The organism is Candidatus Accumulibacter phosphatis (assembly GCF_000024165.1).
In the GTDB taxonomy this organism is placed as follows: Bacteria; Pseudomonadota; Gammaproteobacteria; order Burkholderiales; family Rhodocyclaceae; genus Accumulibacter; species Accumulibacter phosphatis.
Genome location: NC_013194.1, coordinates 113,670 through 131,718 on the forward strand (window position 1 = coordinate 113,670; position 18,049 = coordinate 131,718).

Annotated in this window: 14 protein-coding genes and 4 pseudogenes; 13 read left to right on the forward strand and 5 right to left on the reverse strand. The window is 58.2% G+C overall.

The window, feature by feature from the left end:
• Nucleotides 1-16: 16 nt before the first annotated feature.
• Nucleotides 17-199 (forward strand): annotated as a pseudogene (locus CAP2UW1_RS00500) (ISAs1 family transposase); the annotation flags it as partial.
• A gap of 48 nt (nucleotides 200-247) precedes the next feature.
• Here the strand turns inward: CAP2UW1_RS00500 and CAP2UW1_RS00505 are convergent.
• From CAP2UW1_RS00505 to CAP2UW1_RS25905, 3 genes are read right to left on the reverse strand one after another with little or no spacing between them, the layout of a single operon-like run.
• Nucleotides 248-1,105 carry a Druantia anti-phage system protein DruA gene (locus CAP2UW1_RS00505; protein WP_012806919.1) on the reverse strand — a complete coding sequence of 286 codons (858 nt, stop codon included), beginning with the start codon at nucleotides 1,103-1,105 and terminating at the stop codon, nucleotides 248-250.
• A complete protein-coding gene (gene tnpC, locus CAP2UW1_RS25900; RefSeq protein ID WP_412566845.1) occupies nucleotides 1,102-2,154 on the reverse strand; it encodes an IS66 family transposase in 1,053 nt (350 codons plus the stop codon). Before tnpC ends, CAP2UW1_RS00505 begins: the two co-directional genes overlap by 4 nt.
• Nucleotides 2,075-2,797, reverse strand: coding sequence for a hypothetical protein (locus CAP2UW1_RS25905; protein WP_412566846.1), 723 nt, complete (start codon nucleotides 2,795-2,797; stop codon nucleotides 2,075-2,077). The genes tnpC and CAP2UW1_RS25905 overlap by 80 nt, the downstream gene beginning before the upstream one ends.
• A gap of 234 nt (nucleotides 2,798-3,031) precedes the next feature.
• On the opposite strand from CAP2UW1_RS25905, the pseudogene CAP2UW1_RS00515 reads away from it, so the two are divergent.
• The 3 genes and pseudogenes from CAP2UW1_RS00515 to CAP2UW1_RS00525 form a co-directional block, all read left to right on the forward strand.
• Nucleotides 3,032-4,585: pseudogene (locus tag CAP2UW1_RS00515) on the forward strand (IS1634 family transposase); the annotation flags it as partial.
• Between the two features lie 66 nt (nucleotides 4,586-4,651).
• A complete protein-coding gene (locus CAP2UW1_RS00520; protein ID WP_012806920.1) occupies nucleotides 4,652-5,977 on the forward strand; it encodes an IS4 family transposase in 1,326 nt (441 codons plus the stop codon).
• Between the two features lie 20 nt (nucleotides 5,978-5,997).
• Nucleotides 5,998-6,291, forward strand: a pseudogene (locus CAP2UW1_RS00525) (IS1634 family transposase); the annotation flags it as partial.
• A 415-nt stretch (nucleotides 6,292-6,706) separates the two neighbouring features.
• Here CAP2UW1_RS00525 and CAP2UW1_RS23415 read toward each other — a convergent pair.
• A complete protein-coding gene (locus CAP2UW1_RS23415) occupies nucleotides 6,707-7,084 on the reverse strand; it encodes a hypothetical protein (protein WP_412566866.1) in 378 nt (125 codons plus the stop codon).
• Between CAP2UW1_RS23415 and CAP2UW1_RS25175 the strand changes: the two genes are divergently transcribed.
• Nucleotides 7,037-7,948: a hypothetical protein gene (locus CAP2UW1_RS25175; protein ID WP_199931534.1), complete on the forward strand. Its 912-nt coding sequence runs from the start codon at nucleotides 7,037-7,039 to the stop codon at nucleotides 7,946-7,948. The two genes, CAP2UW1_RS23415 and CAP2UW1_RS25175, sit on opposite strands and share 48 nt — an antisense overlap.
• Before the next feature lie 156 nt (nucleotides 7,949-8,104).
• Nucleotides 8,105-9,496: a lipopolysaccharide biosynthesis protein gene (locus tag CAP2UW1_RS00535; protein ID WP_199931535.1), complete on the forward strand. Its 1,392-nt coding sequence runs from the start codon at nucleotides 8,105-8,107 to the stop codon at nucleotides 9,494-9,496.
• A 382-nt stretch (nucleotides 9,497-9,878) separates the two neighbouring features.
• On the opposite strand, the gene CAP2UW1_RS00540 is transcribed toward CAP2UW1_RS00535, so the two are convergent.
• Complete coding sequence (locus tag CAP2UW1_RS00540; protein WP_081444076.1) at nucleotides 9,879-11,147, reverse strand: IS4 family transposase; 1,269 nt, start codon at nucleotides 11,145-11,147, stop codon at nucleotides 9,879-9,881.
• Nucleotides 11,148-11,245: 98 nt separating this feature from the next.
• Between CAP2UW1_RS00540 and CAP2UW1_RS00545 the strand changes: the two are divergent.
• The 7 genes and pseudogenes from CAP2UW1_RS00545 to CAP2UW1_RS24275 all read left to right on the forward strand — a co-directional run.
• A pseudogene (locus CAP2UW1_RS00545) lies at nucleotides 11,246-12,154 on the forward strand (IS4 family transposase); the annotation flags it as partial.
• Nucleotides 12,155-12,741: 587 nt separating this feature from the next.
• Nucleotides 12,742-13,989, forward strand: a complete 1,248-nt coding sequence (locus tag CAP2UW1_RS24270; RefSeq protein WP_012806923.1) for a glycosyltransferase family 4 protein — start codon at nucleotides 12,742-12,744, stop codon at nucleotides 13,987-13,989.
• Between the two features lie 201 nt (nucleotides 13,990-14,190).
• Entirely contained in the window at nucleotides 14,191-15,348 is a 1,158-nt protein-coding gene (locus tag CAP2UW1_RS00555; protein WP_012806924.1) for an N-acetyl sugar amidotransferase, read from the forward strand.
• Entirely contained in the window at nucleotides 15,345-15,959 is a 615-nt protein-coding gene (gene hisH / locus CAP2UW1_RS00560) for an imidazole glycerol phosphate synthase subunit HisH (protein WP_012806925.1), read from the forward strand. Before CAP2UW1_RS00555 ends, hisH begins: the two co-directional genes overlap by 4 nt.
• Before the next feature lies 1 nt (nucleotide 15,960).
• Nucleotides 15,961-16,758, forward strand: coding sequence for an AglZ/HisF2 family acetamidino modification protein (locus tag CAP2UW1_RS00565; protein ID WP_012806926.1), 798 nt, complete (start codon nucleotides 15,961-15,963; stop codon nucleotides 16,756-16,758).
• Between the two features lie 10 nt (nucleotides 16,759-16,768).
• Nucleotides 16,769-17,797 carry a polysaccharide biosynthesis protein gene (locus CAP2UW1_RS00570; RefSeq protein WP_012806927.1) on the forward strand — a complete coding sequence of 343 codons (1,029 nt, stop codon included), beginning with the start codon at nucleotides 16,769-16,771 and terminating at the stop codon, nucleotides 17,795-17,797.
• A 3-nt stretch (nucleotides 17,798-17,800) separates the two neighbouring features.
• Nucleotides 17,801-18,001 (forward strand): DUF4160 domain-containing protein, encoded by a 201-nt coding sequence (locus CAP2UW1_RS24275; RefSeq protein ID WP_291913217.1) that lies wholly within the window; start codon nucleotides 17,801-17,803, stop codon nucleotides 17,999-18,001.
• Nucleotides 18,002-18,049 lie beyond the last annotated feature (48 nt).

Here is an 18,049-nt window from a genome sequence, read left to right on the forward strand (position 1 = left end):
AGGTTGGGAGCATTGGGTGCGCGGGTCGGGCAGTGGCGGCGAGAGTGCGATTCACATGGTCAGCGCCTTCGCGACGGAACTGGGGGTTGTTCTCGGCCAGGAAAAGGTTGCCAGCAAGAGCAATGAGATCACCGCCATCCCGGAACTCCTGAAAGCGCTTTATATTAATGGCTTGCTGGTCAGCATCGATGCGATGGGGTAAGTATTCGGTGAACCCGTGGGCCAAGTCTGACCTTGACGATCGGCGCTAGCGACACAGAATTGAGCGGAAGTTCCTGTGCAGGGGATGGAGCCAGATATCCTTGATCGGCAGGATAGGCTTGGACGTGGGGCATTTCTTGCCGCGTCCGGTGGTTTGACCGACCTTGATCCAGTTGGCGGCCTGGTAACAGGTGCCGCGATGACGGGGAGTCTCGACAAAGGTTTCGAGGAGCACGGGGCGGTAGCCGTAGCGCGCCAGCCAGTCGTTGGGCAGTTGCCTGTGGATGATCGCGAGGATCTTCGAGGCCAAGCCCTTGGACTGGATCCAGGGCAAGATCAGAAAGCGGGCATTGTTGACCACGAGCGGCAGGTTTCTTTGCCGCTCGTCCTCCTGCCAGCCGATGAAGCGCTCGCGTGCGGCGAGCTTCCAGGCACTGGCGCCGAAGCTCAACAAGGCAACCCGATGCTCACCGGCGAAGACGAAGTAGCGGCTCTGACTACCGGCCATGGGCGTGTAGCCGAGATAGTGGTAACGGGCGATGTACTCGTTCCACAGTCGGGAGTGGGCCGAACCGGAGACTTGGCGCAAGTGGAGCGGCGGCAGCTCATGCACTGGCCGCACGAGCAGCGATTGGGGATCGGTAGCGGCGGTGGCGAGATACTCGGGTTGGCGAGGGGCGCACCGTTGTGCCGCCGGCAGGGTGAGCAGGCCGTCCGCTTGCATGCGTAGCATGGCGACTCGGCAGGTCATGTCCTTCAGCTCGCCATTCGGCTTGAACCAGTCGAGGAGCGCGCACACCTGACGCGAGAGCTGCGCGCGGCTGGCACTGGGGTTGGCCTCGATCAGGTGGCGGAGGGTCTGCAGTTCGTCAAGGGTGAACTGACGCCCGCAATAAGGCTTCATGAGCTGTCGATGGGGTCGGCCGGGTCCATCGCGGCACGACGCCTCTGTGCCAGCAGGTCAGCGTCCATCGCCCAGGGCAGAAAGACACTCAGGTCCGCCGGCGGCTGGCTGCCATTCGCCGCACAGGCGTCCAGATACGCCGTCAGCCAGGTGCGGGGATTGATCCCCCACAGGCGCATCGTCATCAGCAAGCTGAACATCGTGGCCGCGAGGGCGCCCGACCACGGACTGCCGGAACCGTAGAAGTTCTTGCGCGCGACGACGGGCGTGCGTTGGTCCCGCTCGGCGACGTTGTTGTCCATCGGCACCTCGGGGTGGTCGACAAACACCGTCAAGCCGGACCAATGCTTCTGCATGCTCTGCAGCACCTTCCTGGCCGGGGCCTTGAGCGCCGGGTTCGCCCGTTCGGCCTCGCGTTGGTTCGCCATTTGCGCGACCCTTTGCCGCAAGCCGTCGTCACGTGCGGCCCACTGAACCGGATCGGCGCGCACGGCAAGGCGCGCGTCGTTCAAGAGGTAGAGCTCGCCAATCCGTTCGACCCAGGACCGGGCCCATTCCGAGAGCTCCGGATGGGCGTTGGCCAACTCGATGAAATCACGCCGTTGATGGGCCCAGCAGAAGGCCAGAAGGATCGTCCCAAGGATTCTCGCGAGCTTCTTGTAGCCCGAGTAGCGATCACAGATGACGATCCCTCCTTGGCTGGCGGACAGTTCTGCGATCGGCACCTGCGCCGATCGCGTCGGGTCAAGCACAAAGTGAATCACCGATTCGGAGTGAAACACCCACAGGTACCAGCGATGACCGATCTTCCCTTCGGTCTCGGCAAACACTATCCAGCGGGTTTCATCCGCGTGCCAGCGATTCTCGCTCTGCAGTCGGCAACGCAGCGCGTCTTCCAGCGGCTCGAATAGCGGGGCCAAGGCGCGTAGTCCGCCAGTAAGGGTTCCGGGCGAGAGCGTCAGATCGTAGTCAGACCAGTCTCGGAGTAGCCGATGAGTCGGCTGGCCGTACGAGAACTTGGCGAGCAGAAGGTGCACCCAGATCGACACCCCGTACTTGCCGCGGGTGATCAACCGCGCCGGGGGGGGGTGCGCTCAGGATGCCCGGCGTCCCGGGGCACCGACAGGTCCGCCGGTAGCGCCGCCGGCGGATTACTCGCCGGTACGGCTTGACGTCTATTTCGAGAATTTCACTGTCTTCCGTGCCGGGAAAGTCGGCATAGCCGAGACCACACTCCGGGCAATGGGGGCAGTCGAGTTCGATGGTTTCGACCTGTGCCGGCAAGTGGCTTTCGAGCCTCCGTCCGTGACCGGCGACTCCCGGCCGCTGGCCTCGCGGCCTCGCCGACTTCTGGTCATTCGACGCGGCGTCCTTTTCCGTCCTCGAACGACGCTCGGACTTACGGCCAAACAGGCGCTTTTGCAAGTCCCGGAGTTTGCCCTCGGCCTTCTCCAACTCGCTGCGCAAAACCGCCTCACGCGCCGCTGCTTGCGCCATCGCCAGGCGATGATCAGCCTCCCGTTGCGCCAAACGGGCAAGCGCTTGTTGATGTTGACTCTTCCAGTAATTGGCCTCGGAACGGAGCTTGATCTCCGCTTCCTTGCTCAGCGTCACCATCACCTGGGCAAACGGCGTCGGCTTGCCGTTGCTTGTCGATGGTCCTGCGTACGAGATGTCCGATCCAGAGCCCATACGTCGAAGTCTACCCAAACTCGGCTTCTGTGTCCAGCCCTCCGCCATCTGCTCAGTCGCCGACTATCGGCCGCCACCTCCGACTACGGGTTCACCGAATACTTACACTTTCCAGGCAGGAGCGAACCCTAAGCTGTTGATTTGCTTGATGCTGGATTTCTCCGACGTTTTGTAGTGCCATAATAGTTTCGCCAGGAACGCTGGGCCTCTTGCTTTTGTTGTACGATCGTGTGCATGTTCATCCGACAGACAAGAACGAGCAACAAGGCGACAGGTGAAGGCTACGTCACCTACCGGCTGGTGCGTACCGAGCGCATCGGTGGCAAGGTCCGTCAGATCACGGTGTTGAACCTCGGCCGCCATTTTCCGATCAAGTCGGAAGACTGGCCGATTCTGTGCAGCCGCCTGGAGCAGTTGCTCAATCCGCAGGCTCTGATCATGTCCTTGGAATGTTCGGAGTCGATTGAGCGCGCCGCGCAGCGTTACCATGCGCAGCTGGTCGCCCGCGCGCCGATGTTGGTGTCGCCGGCTGACGAGGCGGCCGGGTCGGCGGGCGAAGCTCGCCCGCCGGCTGATTTCCAGGAAGTCGATGTGGACTCCCTGCAGATGACGCAACCGCGGTCGGTAGGCGTCGAACACGCCGGTCTGCATGCGGCAAGCGAGCTGGGATTGATCGAGACGCTGAACGACCTGGGCGTCAATGGGGTGATGCAGGCCTCGATCCTGGGCAACCTGATCGGGAGAATGGGCCAGCCGGGGTCGGAACTGGCGACCTGGAACTGGCTGCAGCAGCACAGCGCCCTGGGCGAGTTGATCGACGTCGACTTTGGGTCGATGTCCCACATGAGCCTGTACCGCGCCTCGGATGTGCTGATGAAACATCGGGAGGTGATCGAGACGCGTTTATTCCGCACCGCTCAGACACTTTTTGATCTGCAGGAAACGGTCACCCTGTACGACCTGAGCAACACCTATTTCGAAGGCGAAGCCAAGCGCAATCCAAAGGCCAGGCGCGGACGGTCGAAGGAGAAGCGCAGCGACTGCCCGTTGGTGACGCTCGGTCTGGTGCTCGACGGCAGCGGCTTCGTCAGGCGTTCAGAGACCTTCGCCGGCAACGTTTCCGAGCCCGGCACGCTGGCGTCCATGCTGGCCGGACTGGGGGCGCCGGCGGGCGCGCTGGTGGTCATGGATGCCGGCATTGCCACCGACGCCAACGTCGTCTGGCTGGTCGAACACGGCTACCGCTATCTGGTGGTGCGTCGCGGCGGCAGGCGCCAGTTCGATGCGACACGCTCGGTGAGCATCGAGACGGCTGGTGAGGAGTGGTTACATCTCCAGAAGGAGCTGAGTCCGGATGGCCAGGAGCTCTGCCTGTATTGCCATTCGCCGAGTCGGCAGCTCAAGGAAGAGGCCATGCTCGCGCAATCCTGTGGGCGTTTCGAGGCCGGCTTGCAGCAAATGAGCGATGGACTGCAGAAGCCGCGCAGCGAAAAGAGTCACGACAAGCTGCTGGAACGTCTCGGCCGACTCAAGCAGAAGAGCCGCGGTGCCAGCCAACACTACCAGGTCAGGCTGGTCACCGAGGAGTCCGGCAAGACGGTGACGGCGATCACCTGGCAGAAGGTGCCGGTACTCGGCACGATGGCCACGCATCCCGGCGTCTATTGCCTGCGGACCAACGAACTCGCCTGGGATGAAGAGAAACTCTGGCGCACCTACACGATGCTGACCGACCTGGAGAGTGTCTTTCGCAGTCTGAAAGGCGAGCTCGGCTTGCGGCCCATCTACCCATATCCTTATACACAACTTTAGCATCTCGTTGTAAGCTGCCGATTTTTTTGAGAAGGTGGCAGAATGGGCTGGGCTGGGGAGGAGCTGAAGGAAGTTGACTTGGGGGACCGACGACTGAACAAGCGAGCGATCACGTTGTTGGACACGCTGGCGGCCAAGCCGACACTGAGTATCCCGTCGGCGTGTTCGGGCTGGTCGGAGACGATTGCGGCCTACCGCTTCCTGGACAATGATGCCGTCACGTGGGAGGGCATCCTGAGACCTCATTGGTCGTGCTCGCGGACGCGGATCGCCTGCCACAAGGTCGTGCTGATGCTGCAGGACACGACCGAACTGGACTTCAACGGGCAAAGCATCGACGGCTTGGGCCCCTTGAGCTATGAAGCTCAGCGCGGTCTGTACGTGCATCCGACGTACGCAGTGAGTACGGATCGCGAGCCCTTGGGGGTTCTGGATGCGTGGATGTGGGCGCGCGAGCCGAAAGACGCCAACGGCCAGCGCCCAGGGATCAAAGAGAGCACGCGCTGGGTCGAGGGCTATGAACGAGTGGCCGAGTTGGCGGCGGAGTTGCCGGACACCCGGCTGGTCTACGTCGCCGACCGCGAGTCCGACATGATCGAACTGATGGCCCGTGCCGGCGAATTGGAGACCCCGGCCGACTGGTTGCTGCGTGCCCAGCACGATCGAGCGCTGCCCGACGGCCAGAAGCTGTGGCAAACGGTGACGTCTGGTGAGGAACTCGGCGGAATCTCTTTCACCCTGCCGGCGAGACATGGCCAGAAGGCTCGCGTAGTGCGCCAGCAACTTTGGGCGCGCGTCGTCGATCTTCCGCATGGCAAGAACAAAACGATCCGAGCTACCTGTGTGGTGGCCAAGGAGATCGACCCCCCTGCCGGCAGCACCCCGGTTGAGTGGCGCCTGCTGACCAATCGCACCGCCGAGACGCTCGCCGAGGTGGCGGAGCTGATTGACTGGTATCGCGCGCGCTGGGAGATCGAGATCCTCTTCCACATCCTCAAGAACGGCTGCCGGATCGAGTCCCTGCAATTGCGCACGATCGACGGCCTGCAACGCGCCATCGCGCTGTACCTCATCGTTTCCTGGCGCATTGCGATGCTGATGCGATTCGGCCGGACCTGTCCAGACTTGCCAGCCGACTTGTTCTTCGACCAAGATGAATGGCATGCCGCCTATCTCCTCAACAAAAAGAAACCTCCGGCTGACCCACCAACTCTCAACCAGGTCCTGCGATTGGTGGCCATGCTCGGCGGTTTCTTGGCGCGCAAAGGCGACGGCGAGCCGGGCGTCAAAACGATCTGGATCGGGTTGCAGCGCGTCATGGACTGCGTCGTCGGCCTCCAGTTCATGCGTGAGGCGGCCCCGGGGTGAGTTGTGTATAAGGATATGCCATCTACTACCACAAGGAGGTCCGCTCGGACGGCCACTTGTTCATCACCGTCCTCGCCTACCAGTGCGTGCAGTTCCTGCGCGTGAAACTCAAGGCGGCGGGAATTACCGACAGTTGGGCGACCCTGCGCGATATCCTCTCGGTTCAGCGCCGGGTTACCGCCACCTTCAGTCGGCGCGACGGGCACTCCCTGCATGTCCGCAAAGCCACCGTCGCCGAACCCGATCTGATGGCGATCTATCGCGCCCTGGGCATCAGCGCCGCACCAGGAGGGACCAGAAAACTCATCAGCTGAATCCGAAATTACGGGCTTGTAGTGCCACTTGAGTTCTTCTTGGCTCGCAACCAATTGATTCAGTTATAGGTTTAGTGGGGCTTGTTAAAGATGGGTTGGGCACCGCCAACAGCGGGGACAGCTGGCGCCCAAGAATCGTCAAAACCAAAAAAACCGGCGCCGACGACAAAAAACCAGCGCAGCCTCGCCTCCTACGGCTGCCGGACGTCGGTGCCGTCGCCAGAAACGCGTACGGTATATTTGGGACGCTGGAAAGTCGAAACATCGAAAATGTCTCAATCACGTGCCACCGTTGCATGATCTGTCGCGGTTGGGTAGTATCCATTGGGCGAGCGCTATGCTTTTGGTCTCGATAACCGCATCATGCCAGAAGTGGCCGCCCGAGTCCCAATGCTCCCAACCCATCAGAACCTTGTCATACTCCACTTTTGTAAGCGTGTGATAAATGTGGTTGTTTGGTGAATTTCCTGGGGTATGACCGGTTTGGTTTTATCTGGACGAGGTTCTTGATGAGTTCGTTGAAGACCGAGGTGATGTTGTCGAGGGCGTCGCGGCCTTGGAGGAGCCAGCGTCCGAGTGTACGCTTGATGCGCGAGAAGGTGTCGCCGCGGTTGATGAAGTAATGTGCGCGGGTGTTGGGGTCGAGGGATTCGCTGGCGGCATGGACGGCCAGGGCATTGATGTTGTCGCAGAGGATTTTAGCGCCGAAGTCTTGTCGTGCGGCCAACCAGGACATGCCCGACAGATGCTCCAGGGCCAGACGGTGCTTGATCCGTTTGAAGGCTTCCTCAATTCTCCACCGCGAGTGATAGAGCGCCCCGAATTCGGCAGCGGGATAGGCGTCGAGTCGAGGAGCGAGGTCACGAGGACACGCACCTTGTGGCCGAAGACCTGGCGAATCAGGCGCACCTCACACACAAGGCGTGGCGGCAATTTCGTAGTCCAGCGCATCCTGTTTGCAGGGAGCGGGCAGCCTGACGATTTGCTCGGCCAGGCCGGATCGGCGGAAGGCTTGAATAGCGCTGAAATTGAGGCTGTCCGCTCGCATGCAGAAGTGCCGCCCGCGCTGCAACAAGGCGGCGAAGAGCCAGTAGGCTGGGTAACCGCGGTCGAGCACCAGAATGTCCTTGGAACGGAGTTTATCGAGATGTTCGAAGAGCATCTGACGCTCGCCGACGTCAGGAGAATACAGCGTGGCCGCCAGGGTCATTTCGATCCCGGGCAGATACAGTGCGAAGCCAATGGCGTCGACCACGTGGCGAACAAATGGCCTGCCGTCACGGGTCTTGCCGAACAAAGTCAGGCGCAGGACCGTGGCATCGCCGGCGACGACCCGCAGACCGCGCCAGAGGGGAAAGCCGAACTGCGTATCGACCAAGGCGAGGAAGTGATCGTTGAGAAGTTCGAAGGCGGTGGCCGACACCTGCTTTCGGGCTTTGGCAAAGGCTTGTGCGGAGACTTCTCGCAGCAGGTCGGCGCGGTTCGCCAGATTGGCGAAGAACGCGTCGAGTTCAGACTGCACTTTCGACGTGTATCCGCCGAGCAGGCAGGCGATCAGGCGGGGAAAACTGAGGAAGCCCGTTCGCGAGAAACCTTTCGTCGAAAGACGCGCATCAAGGAAAAAAGCTTGGAAAACGAGTCAACGACGTTGACATAAAGATCGCGGCATATAAAATTTTACATCCGTATCAAGGGGATACCCACTTTGCCTTGTCCTCGCCCGGCGCGCAACCGGTTTCTCGGCGGGTTCCTGAATTTATGCTAATCGCGTGTTGGGTTGGGAGCATTGGGCGAGAGGGTGGGTGATTCGGTAATGGCGATACGCTGGTACAAACGGGTGGTTGTACAGGGTGGCTTTATGCGCTCTGTGTTGGTGCTTGTGGGCGGCACAGCCTTCGCCCATGCAATTACCGGATTGGCGTTGCCAATCCTGACACGCCTTTACACCCCGGCCGATTTTAGCATCCTCGCGGTGTTTGCGAGTCTGTTGTCAATCGTTGCGGTTGCCGCCTGTTTGCGCTTTGATATTGCCATTCCCATGCCGGGGCGCGATTCCGAAGCCTTCAATCTGCTGGCGCTTGCCATTGGATGTGCCGTTGTGGTTTCAGTGGGTGCGGGCGCATTGGTGCTGCTCGCGCCTTCGTGGTTGCCAGAGATCACGGGCAGGCTGGATTTGCAGCCATATCTCTGGCTATTGCCGTTTGGCATACTGTTGGCTAGCGCGTACAGCGCCTTACAGAACTGGTTTGTGCGAGAAAAGGAGTTTTCGTTGATTGCGCGCAGTAGGGTTGCGCAGTCAGCAGCTAGTGCAGGCATGCAGATTGGCATGGCCGGCTTCGGCGCCGGACCCGTTGGTCTAATGTTCGGTTATTTGCTGAATACCGGCTCAGCCTGCGTGATCCTCGCCTTCCGGCTGGTGCGTCACGAGCGTTTCCGGCAAAACATTGAGGGGCTGACCTGTTCGAGCCTTAAGCAGGCGTGGCTCAACTTTAGCCGTTTCCCCAAATACTCGACGTTGGAGGCTCTGGCAAACAGCGCAGCGATTCAGCTCCCGGTCATCATGATCGCCGCCTTGGCGGCTGGCCCGGAGGCTGGCTATCTTCTCCTGGCTATGTCAGTCATTCAGGCACCAATGGCCCTCTTTGGAACTGCGATTGGGCAGGTCTATCTCTCCCACGCACCTGAGGCGCACCGAGAAGGTGGTTTGGGTAGCTTCACTACTGATGTCTTCGGTCGGCTGGTCAGGGCTGGAGTCGGGCCATTGTTGGCTGTCGGAATTATCGCTCCCGTTATATTTGGGGCGCTATTTGGTGAGGGTTGGGAACGCGCCGGCTGGCTGGTGACGTGGATGACGCCATGTTTTATCATGCAATTTCTCGCGACGCCTATATCCATGGCGCTGCACGTGACCGGTAAACAGCGAGCCGCTCTCCTTCTGCAAGTGTTTGGCGTTGTGTTGAGAGTCTGTGCGGTCTGGGCAGCTGCCCAATTTCCAAACGGGTCAATAAGTGAAGCATATGCGATTTCTGGTCTATTGTTTTATCTGTTCTATATTTGGACTATCTTGTATTGCGTCAAGTGTCATTGCGGGGAGATTCTTCAGAAGGCACTTGGCGGAATCTGGGTTTCACTCGCCTGGGTAGGGGTGGCAATCGTGTTTGTGCTGGTGTGGACCACTATTATGCCCATGCAGCCTGATCGTTGATGCCTGCTCATCGTGACGATGTCAGTTTTTGAACACTTCGTGTGGCTCAAGTCTATTTGAGAAGATGTAGAAGTAAATGCAAGAGAGTATTTGCCGATTCAGGAATGAGCGTGGCAATCGGCCTTCGGCCGCAATGCGTCTGAGAGAAGTGTGATTTCAGCGCTAGTTGCAAACGTCATCGAAGAAGCTTTCGCGTTTAGAAAACAGTCATTTAGGCTCTGTTTCTTGTGAGCCTGAAGGAGCGACGGTGAGGGTAGCATTGTGATGGGGGTTGAGTGCCTGGCCTTATACACAAGTTCAGGATCTCGTTGTAAACTGCCGATTGTTCTGAGAAGGTGGCAGGATGGGCTGGGCTCAATGCTCCCAACCTATCAGAACCTTGTCATACTCCACTTTTGTAAGCGTGTGATAAATGTGGTTTTTGGGTGAATTTCCTGGGGTATGACCGGTTTGGTTTTATCTGGACGAGGTTCTTGATGAGTTCGTTGAAGACCGAGGTGATGTTGTCGAGGGCGTCGCGGCCTTGGAGGAGCCAGCGTCCGAGTGTACGCTTGATGCGCGAGAAGGTGTCGCCGCGGTTGATGAAGTAACTTGCGCGGGTGTTGGGATCGAGGGATTCGCTGGCGGCATGGACGGCCAGGGCATTGATGTTGTCGCAGAGGATTTTAGCGCCGAAGTCTTGTCGTGCGGCCAACCAGGACATGCCCGACAGATGCTCCAGGGCCAGACGGTGCTTGATCCGTTTGAAGGCTTCCTCAATTCTCCACCGCGAGTGATAGAGCGCCCCGAATTCGGCAGCGGGATAGGCGTCGAGGTCGAGGAGCGAGGTCACGAGGACACGCACCTTGTGGCCGAAGACCTGGCGAATCAGGCGCACCTCACAAGGCGTGGCGGCAATTTCGTAGTCCAGCGCATCCTGTTTGCAGGGAGCGGGCAGCCTGACGATTTGCTCGGCCAGGCCGGATCGGCGGAAGGCTTGAATAGCGCTGAAATTGAGGCTGTCCGCTCGCATGCAGAAGTGCCGCCCGCGCTGCAACAAGGCGGCGAAGAGCCAGTAGGCTGGGTAACCGCGGTCGAGCACCAGAATGTCCTTGGAACGGAGTTTATCGAGATGTTCGAAGAGCATCTGACGCTCGCCGACGTCAGGAGAATACAGCGTGGCCGCCAGGGTCATTTCGATCCCGGGCAGATACAGTGCGAAGCCAATGGCGTCGACCACGTGGCGAACAAATGGCCTGCCGTCACGGGTCTTGCCGAACAAAGTCAGGCGCAGGACCGTGGCATCGCCGGCGACGACCCGCAGACCGCGCCAGAGGGGAAAGCCGAACTGCGTATCGACCAAGGCGAGGAAGTGATCGTTGAGAAGCTCGAAGGCGGTGGCCGACACCTGCTTTCGGGCTTTGGCAAAGGCTTGTGCGGAGACTTCTCGCAGCAGGTCGGCGCGGTTCGCCAGATTGGCGAAGAACGCGTCGAGTTCAGACTGCACTTTCGACGTGTATCCGCCGAGCAGGCAGGCGATCAGGCGGGGAAAACTGAGGAAGCCCGTTCGCGAGAAAGCTTTCGTCGAAAGACGCGCATCAAGGAAAAAAGCTTGGGAAACAAGATACTTGGAAAACGAGTCAACGACGTTGACATAAAGATCGCGGCATATAAAATTTTACATCCGTATCAAGGGGATACCCACTTTGCCTTGTCCTCGCCCGGCGCGCAACCGGTTTCTCGGCGGGTTCCTGAATTTATGCTAATCGCGTGTTAGGTTGGGAGCATTGGGGCTGGGCTGGGGAGGAGCTGAAGGAAGTTGACTTGGGGGACCGACGACTGAACAAGCGAGCGATCACGTTGTTGGACACGCTGGCGGCCAAACCGACACTGAGTATCCCGTCGGCGTGTTCGGGCTGGTCGGAGACGATTGCGGCCTACCGCTTCCTGGACAATGATGCCGTCACGTGGGAGGGCATCCTGAGACCTCATTGGTCGTGCTCGCGGACGCGGATCGCCTGCCACAAGGTCGTGCTGATGCTGCAGGACACGACCGAACTGGACTTCAACGGGCAAAGCATCGACGGCTTGGGCCCCTTGAGCTATGAAGCTCAGCGCGGTCTGTACGTGCATCCGACGTACGCCGTCAGCACGGATCGCGAGCCCTTGGGGGTTCTGGATGCGTGGATGTGGGCGCGTGAGCCGAAAGACGCCAACGGGCAACGCCCGGGGATCAAAGAGAGCACGCGCTGGATCGAGGGCTATGAGCGGGTGGCCGAGCTGGCGGCGGAGGTGCCGGACACCCGGCTGGTCTACGTGGCCGACCGCGAGTCCGACATGATCGAGCTGATGGCGCGTGCCGGCGAGTTGGATACCCCGGCCGACTGGTTGCTGCGTGCCCAGCACGATCGAGCGCTGCCCAACGGCGAGAAGCTGTGGCAAACGGTGACCTCCGGTGAGGAACTCGGCGGAATCTCGTTCACCCTGCCAGCGAGAGATGGCCAGAAGGCTCGCGTGGTTCGCCAGCAGCTTTGGGCGCGCGTCGTCGATCTTCCTCATGGCAAGAATCAGACCATCCGAGCCACCTGTGTGGTGGCTAAGGAGATCGATCCCCCTGCCGGCAGCACCCCGGTGGACGGCTTGAGCGGTGACCTTACGGACCGAGTCGGCGCGATTGCACAGGTTGGCGAAAAAAATGATCGAGTTCCGACTGGACGGCGGCGTGGACACTGGAGAGCAGAAAACTGAGGACGCTTGGCAGGGTGAGGGTACGGCGGCGGGTGAAGTGTTATGGGTCGAGGCGGGCCGCTTCCATGAACTTTCCTGATTAGCAATGACCGTCAGCCAGCCCCACGTGATGAGGTGCCGCAGGCCCATTCTGTCCCCATGACACCACCGAGGCCAGTGCATGGTGTCTGTCTCGGGAGTTGCCTTTCGGTCACGCCCGTAGCGTTCGAGTTGTGTGGCTGACGTTCATTGCTAATCAGGTGAACTTTTGTGCGAACAGACACTCGAAAAGCGCTTGTGCATATTCAGGTCGTCAGGCAAATCCCTCTTATACACAGTGAGTTATAGTACCATTGCCCCGCAGGAGTAGGGCCGACACAAGGTGCTCTACGAGATATGCCAATATACTACCTTGCGAGAACTGGCAAGGAGTCTGGGGTCGCCAGACTATGAGAAACGGGTAGCTACCCCTGGTTTCATAACACTGCGGGCGATGGTAAGGTGAAGGCAGAAGTCACTATTGGGAGAACTTACTTACCATGGCAATCAAAGTTCTATATATTGATGGTGAAGGGGCGTTTGGGGGTTCTTCGCGAAGTCTCTTCGAAGCAGTTAAGGCTTTCCCGGAAGGGGCTGTGTTACCATACTTCCTTGCCACTCGAGGAACGGCATTAGACTTTTATAAGCAACTCGCCGTTGATATTATAACCACTCGCGGAATGCCAAGGTTCGATAATACGAGGTACGGTTATTATCGAGGCGTTCGATGGCTAATACTGCTTCGCGAACTGTTTTATTTCCCATTTGTGATCGTAGCTCTAGTAAGGGCGCGCTTAAGGTGGAAAGATATTGATCTTGTTCACGTAAATGAGTTTGTCTATGTGCTGCCTGGATTAATCGGAAAATGGCTGTTTCATGTTCCCCTTGTTGTACATGTCAGAGCGTTGGCAAGATTTGGTGATGGGTCAATTAGAACAAGGGTGCTGAACAGTATGTTTTCCCGCTATGTTGATTCGGTAGTTGCCATTGATGGCAATGTTCGCGCAACGATTCCGAGTGACTGGCCTGTAACTGTGATTAACAATTCTTTCACACCTGGACTCGCGAGTTCACCAGAAAAACCACTTGTTGATAAGCTTGGATCGTTGCCATCGGGTTCATTTAAAGTGGGGTTTGTGGGTAATCTTCACCGTTCGAAGGGGGTTTTTGAGATTGTGGATGCTGCCAAACTGATCAAGACTTCCGGTCGAGAGGTCGATTTTCTCATGGTTGGGGGCGTCACTATGGATGATGTTGGCTTAAAGGCGTGGGTGCTTTCAAAGATGGGATTCGCACAAAACGTCCGAGCTGATCTGGCACGCCGTGTTGATCAGGAAGGTTTGGGTGGTTTTTTTCATTTTCTTGGTCCTACGCTAAATATCAAGTACGTTTATGATAGGCTTGATGTCTTGCTTTTTCCTTCCCATTTTGACGCGCCCGGCCGGCCGGTGTTTGAGGCTGGATTTTCAGGGGTTCCAAGCATAGTCGCCGTCAAAAAGCCGATGCCGGACACATTCATTCCTGGGGAAACCGGTCTTGCGGTTTCCGGGAGATGTCCGGCGGAGTTGGCGAAAGCTATTCTATACCTCGAGGCTAATCGAAGTGAGCAGAAGCGAATGGGAAGTAATGCTAGGCGACTAGCCGAGGAAAACTTCGATCCCTGCAAGAACTCGAAGAGGCTCCTTGGCGTTTATCATGGCATTGTTGGTGGCAAGAGCAGCGCACAGATTCTCAGGAAACGGGGCTGATGGTTTCAAGATTAGGGAGCCATCATGGAGCGCAGCAACAAATGGTTTCGACATTGAAATGGCGCCCATGACTTCGATGAAATCGATGAAGACACGCAGTGTTGCCTTCCTCATGTTTAGGGCTCAAGATTTGTTTTTCTTCCAGCATTGTCACGCCAGTCGCCAGAACTTATGGCTTGTTCAAGTCCGCCTTTAATTATTATGACAGAAAAACCCGTACGTTCGTCCTCTTGGAAGATATGCGCCCATTGCGTGATGGACACTAGCGATCCAAGCATTGCATTTGACGAAAGTGGTGTTTGCGAGTACTGCAATAATTACAAGAACGAGATTCTGCCAAATTGGCATACCGATGCGCAGGGTGCGACCGAATTAGCGGCATTGGCGGATAAAATTAGGGCAGAGGGTAGGGGCAAGGACTTCGACTGCATCATAGGTTTGAGCGGTGGGCTGGACAGTTCCTATGCCGCACACGTCGCCAAGGAAAGGATGGGATTGCGCCCCCTGCTCTTCCACGTGGATGCCGGGTGGAACACCAATCAGGCGGTTGGGAATATCGAGAAGCTGGTCGATGGCCTGGGGCTTGCTCTGTACACCGAGGTGATCAACTGGGAGGAAATGAAGGACCTCCAGCTTGCCTTCTTGCGTTCGCAGATTGCGGACCAAGATTTGCCGCAGGATGCTGCCTTCTTTTCTGCGCTTTACATGTTTGCCCGGAAGCATCGTATCAAGTACGTGATCACAGGGGCGAATTTCTCTACGGAGTGTTGCCGGGAGCCGGAGGAATGGGGCGGCTATCCCGGTATCGACACGACACTGTTCCAGAGTATTCACAGTCGCTTCGGCCAGCGCGCATTGAAGACCTTCCCGCTTGTGGACATCTTCGTCTACAAAATCCTTTACCAGAAGTTGATGGGTATGACGGTAGTCAAGCCACTCAACCTGGTGCCTTACATCAAGAAAGATGCAGAGGCGGAGCTTGAGCGCCGTTTTGGCTGGCAGAGGTTCCAGCACAAGCATCATGAGTCGCGCTTCACGCGTTTCTACGAAGACTACTGGATGCCTCGCAAATTTGGCTTCCACAAGCGTCGCGCCCATTTTTCGAGCTTGATCCTTACCGGGCAGATGACTCGCGATGAAGCGCTGGATCGACTCTCGCGGCCGGAGATGGATGAGCATTTCCTGAAGCAAGAGTTCGAGTACGTGGCCAACAAGCTTGACCTGACGGTGGCCGAGCTTCAGGAGATTTTCGAAGGCCCGAACAAGACCTATCGCGACTACAAGAACAAGCGTTGGGCCATCGGCGTCGGCGCCGACGTGATGCGCAGGCTTGGTCTGGAGAGAAGGTTGTTCCGATGATCCATATCGTCGACTACGGGTTGGGCAACACCCAGGCGTTCGTGAACATGTACAAGCGCCTAGGAATCGAGGCTGTGCGCGCCGCGTCGGGGGCTGAGTTGAGGGGGGCGAGCAAATTGATCCTTCCGGGGGTTGGGGCCTTCGACCACGCTATGGAGCTGCTGGATGCTTCGGGGATGTGTCAGCCGCTGGAGTGGCTTGTCCGGGAGGACAAGGTGCCGGTACTGGGCATCTGTGTCGGCATGCAGCTTCTTGCCGGATCCAGTGACGAGGGCGTCAGTGCGGGCCTTGGCTGGGTTGATGGGCGCGTTCGCAGTTTTGCTGGCAACCCGGCCTCCGTTGCATTGCCGATGCCACACATGGGGTGGAACGATGTTATTCCGGCAGCCGGTTCGCCCTTGTTCAAAGGGCTTGAAGAGGATGCGCGCTTCTATTTCCTGCACTCCTTCTACTTCGAGTGCTCCGATCCGGCAAGTGTCGCGGCAAGGGCCGACTACGGCTTTCAGTTCCATTGCGCGGTACAGAACGGCAACGTGTTCGGGGTGCAGTTTCACCCGGAAAAGAGCCATCACTGGGGTGCAGCGCTTCTGAAGAACTTCGCGGACCTTTGACATGCTGAGGCCGAGAATCATTCCTTGCTTGCTGGTTCATCAGGGTGGTCTGGTGAAGACCGTCGAGTTCAAAGATCCCAAGTACGTTGGCGACCCGATCAACGCCGTCAAGATCTTCAACGAGAAGGAGGCGGACGAACTGGTCGTGCTCGACATCGACGCCTCGGTCAATGGCGCCGAGCCCGATTACCGGATGATCGCCAACCTGGCGGCAGAATGTCGGATGCCGCTTTGCTACGGTGGCGGGGTACACACGCCGAAACAAGCGAAGACGATCATCGGCCTTGGAGTCGAGAAGGTGGCCATGAGCGCAGCTGCGGCCGACGATGCAACCCTGGTAACGCGTACCGCCGACGCGATCGGTCGGCAAAGCGTGGTGGTGGTGCTGGATGTGCGCAGGAAGAACGGGCTGTTTGCCAAGGGCTACGAGGTGTTCACCCATAACGGCAAGAGATCCACAAAGACTGATCCTTTCGAGCTTGCTCAGGCAATGCAGGCGGCCGGAGCGGGCGAGATTGTCATCAACTCGATCGACCGCGACGGCCAGATGAAGGGTTACGACCTCACCCTGGCGGCCAGAATGCGCCGGGAGTTGCGGATCCCCCTGAGTTTCTTGGGCGGGGCCGGTTCGTACCAGGACATCGAGGCTCTGCTCGGTGAATGCGGCGTTGTTGGTGCTTCGGCCGGGAGCCTATTTGTTTTCAAGGGACCTTATCGTGCGGTCCTGATCAATTATCCCAATCCCGAGCAAAAAAACGGGATTTGTCGCAGCGGTCTGGCTGCGTATTCGTCGAAATAAGCGAGATTAGATGTTCAAGAACAAGACTCTTCTGATTACGGGTGGCACGGGTTCCTTTGGCAACGCGGTGTTGCGCCGTTTTCTGGATTCCGACTTGCGTGAAATCCGCATCTTCAGCCGTGACGAGAAGAAGCAGGACGACATGCGTAAGCGTTATCACGATGCCAAGCTCATGTTCTACATGGGTGACGTGCGCGACTATCAGTCGGTATTGAACGCCATGCGCAGCGTGGATTTCGTCTTTCACGCCGCCGCCCTCAAACAGGTGCCCTCCTGCGAGTTTCACCCGCTCGAAGCGGTGAAGACAAATGTGCTGGGTACGGAGAACGTGCTGGAGGCAGCAATCAACTGCGGGGTCAAGCGCGTGGTTTGCCTGAGCACCGACAAGGCGGTCTACCCGATCAACGCCATGGGGATTTCCAAGGCGATGATGGAAAAGGTGATGGTCGCCAAGTCGCGCGGAAGCAGCGAGACGGTCATTTGCGGCACCCGCTACGGCAACGTGATGGCTTCGCGTGGCTCGGTAATTCCGTTGTTCATCGAGCAGATTCGTGCTGGAAAACCGATCACCATTACCGATCCGAACATGACGCGCTTCATGATGACGCTGGATTCTGCGGTCGATCTGGTGCTCTATGCCTTCAAGCACGGCAATTCGGGGGATATCGTTGTGCAGAAGGCACCGGCGGCTACGGTCGCCACGCTGGCCAAGGCGCTTACCTGGATGCTCGGCGTTCCCAACCATGAGATCTGTGTCATCGGTACGCGCCATGGCGAGAAACTCTACGAAGCCCTGCTCAGCCGCGAGGAGCGCGTGGCGGCTGAGGATATGGGCGGCTACTACCGCGTCCCGCCGGATCTGCGCGACCTAAACTATGGCAAGTTCGTTGAAGAGGGCGAGCCGAAGATTTCGGTTTCGGAAGACTACAATTCGCACAATACGGAGCGCCTGGAAGTCGAGGAGCTGAAGCAACTTCTGTTACGTCTGCGTTTCATGCAGGCCATCGTGCGCGGCGAGAACGCTCATCCGGAGGAGTGAGCCATGCCGGTTCTGTCCATGTTCTACGGTATCGTTGCGTACATGTATTCTTACGAAACACAAGAGCACCATCTCCGTCATTCTTACGCAGAATATGTGGAAAGCTCGGCAGTCGTGGCAATTGCAAACGGTGAAGTTCTTGAGGAAAGCTTGCCTCAGAACAAAGATGATGCTTGTCCAGGCGTGGCCGGAAAGCCATCGTGATGAAATCATGGCAGTTTGGGGCTTGGCTGTTCGGGGGACTCCAATTGC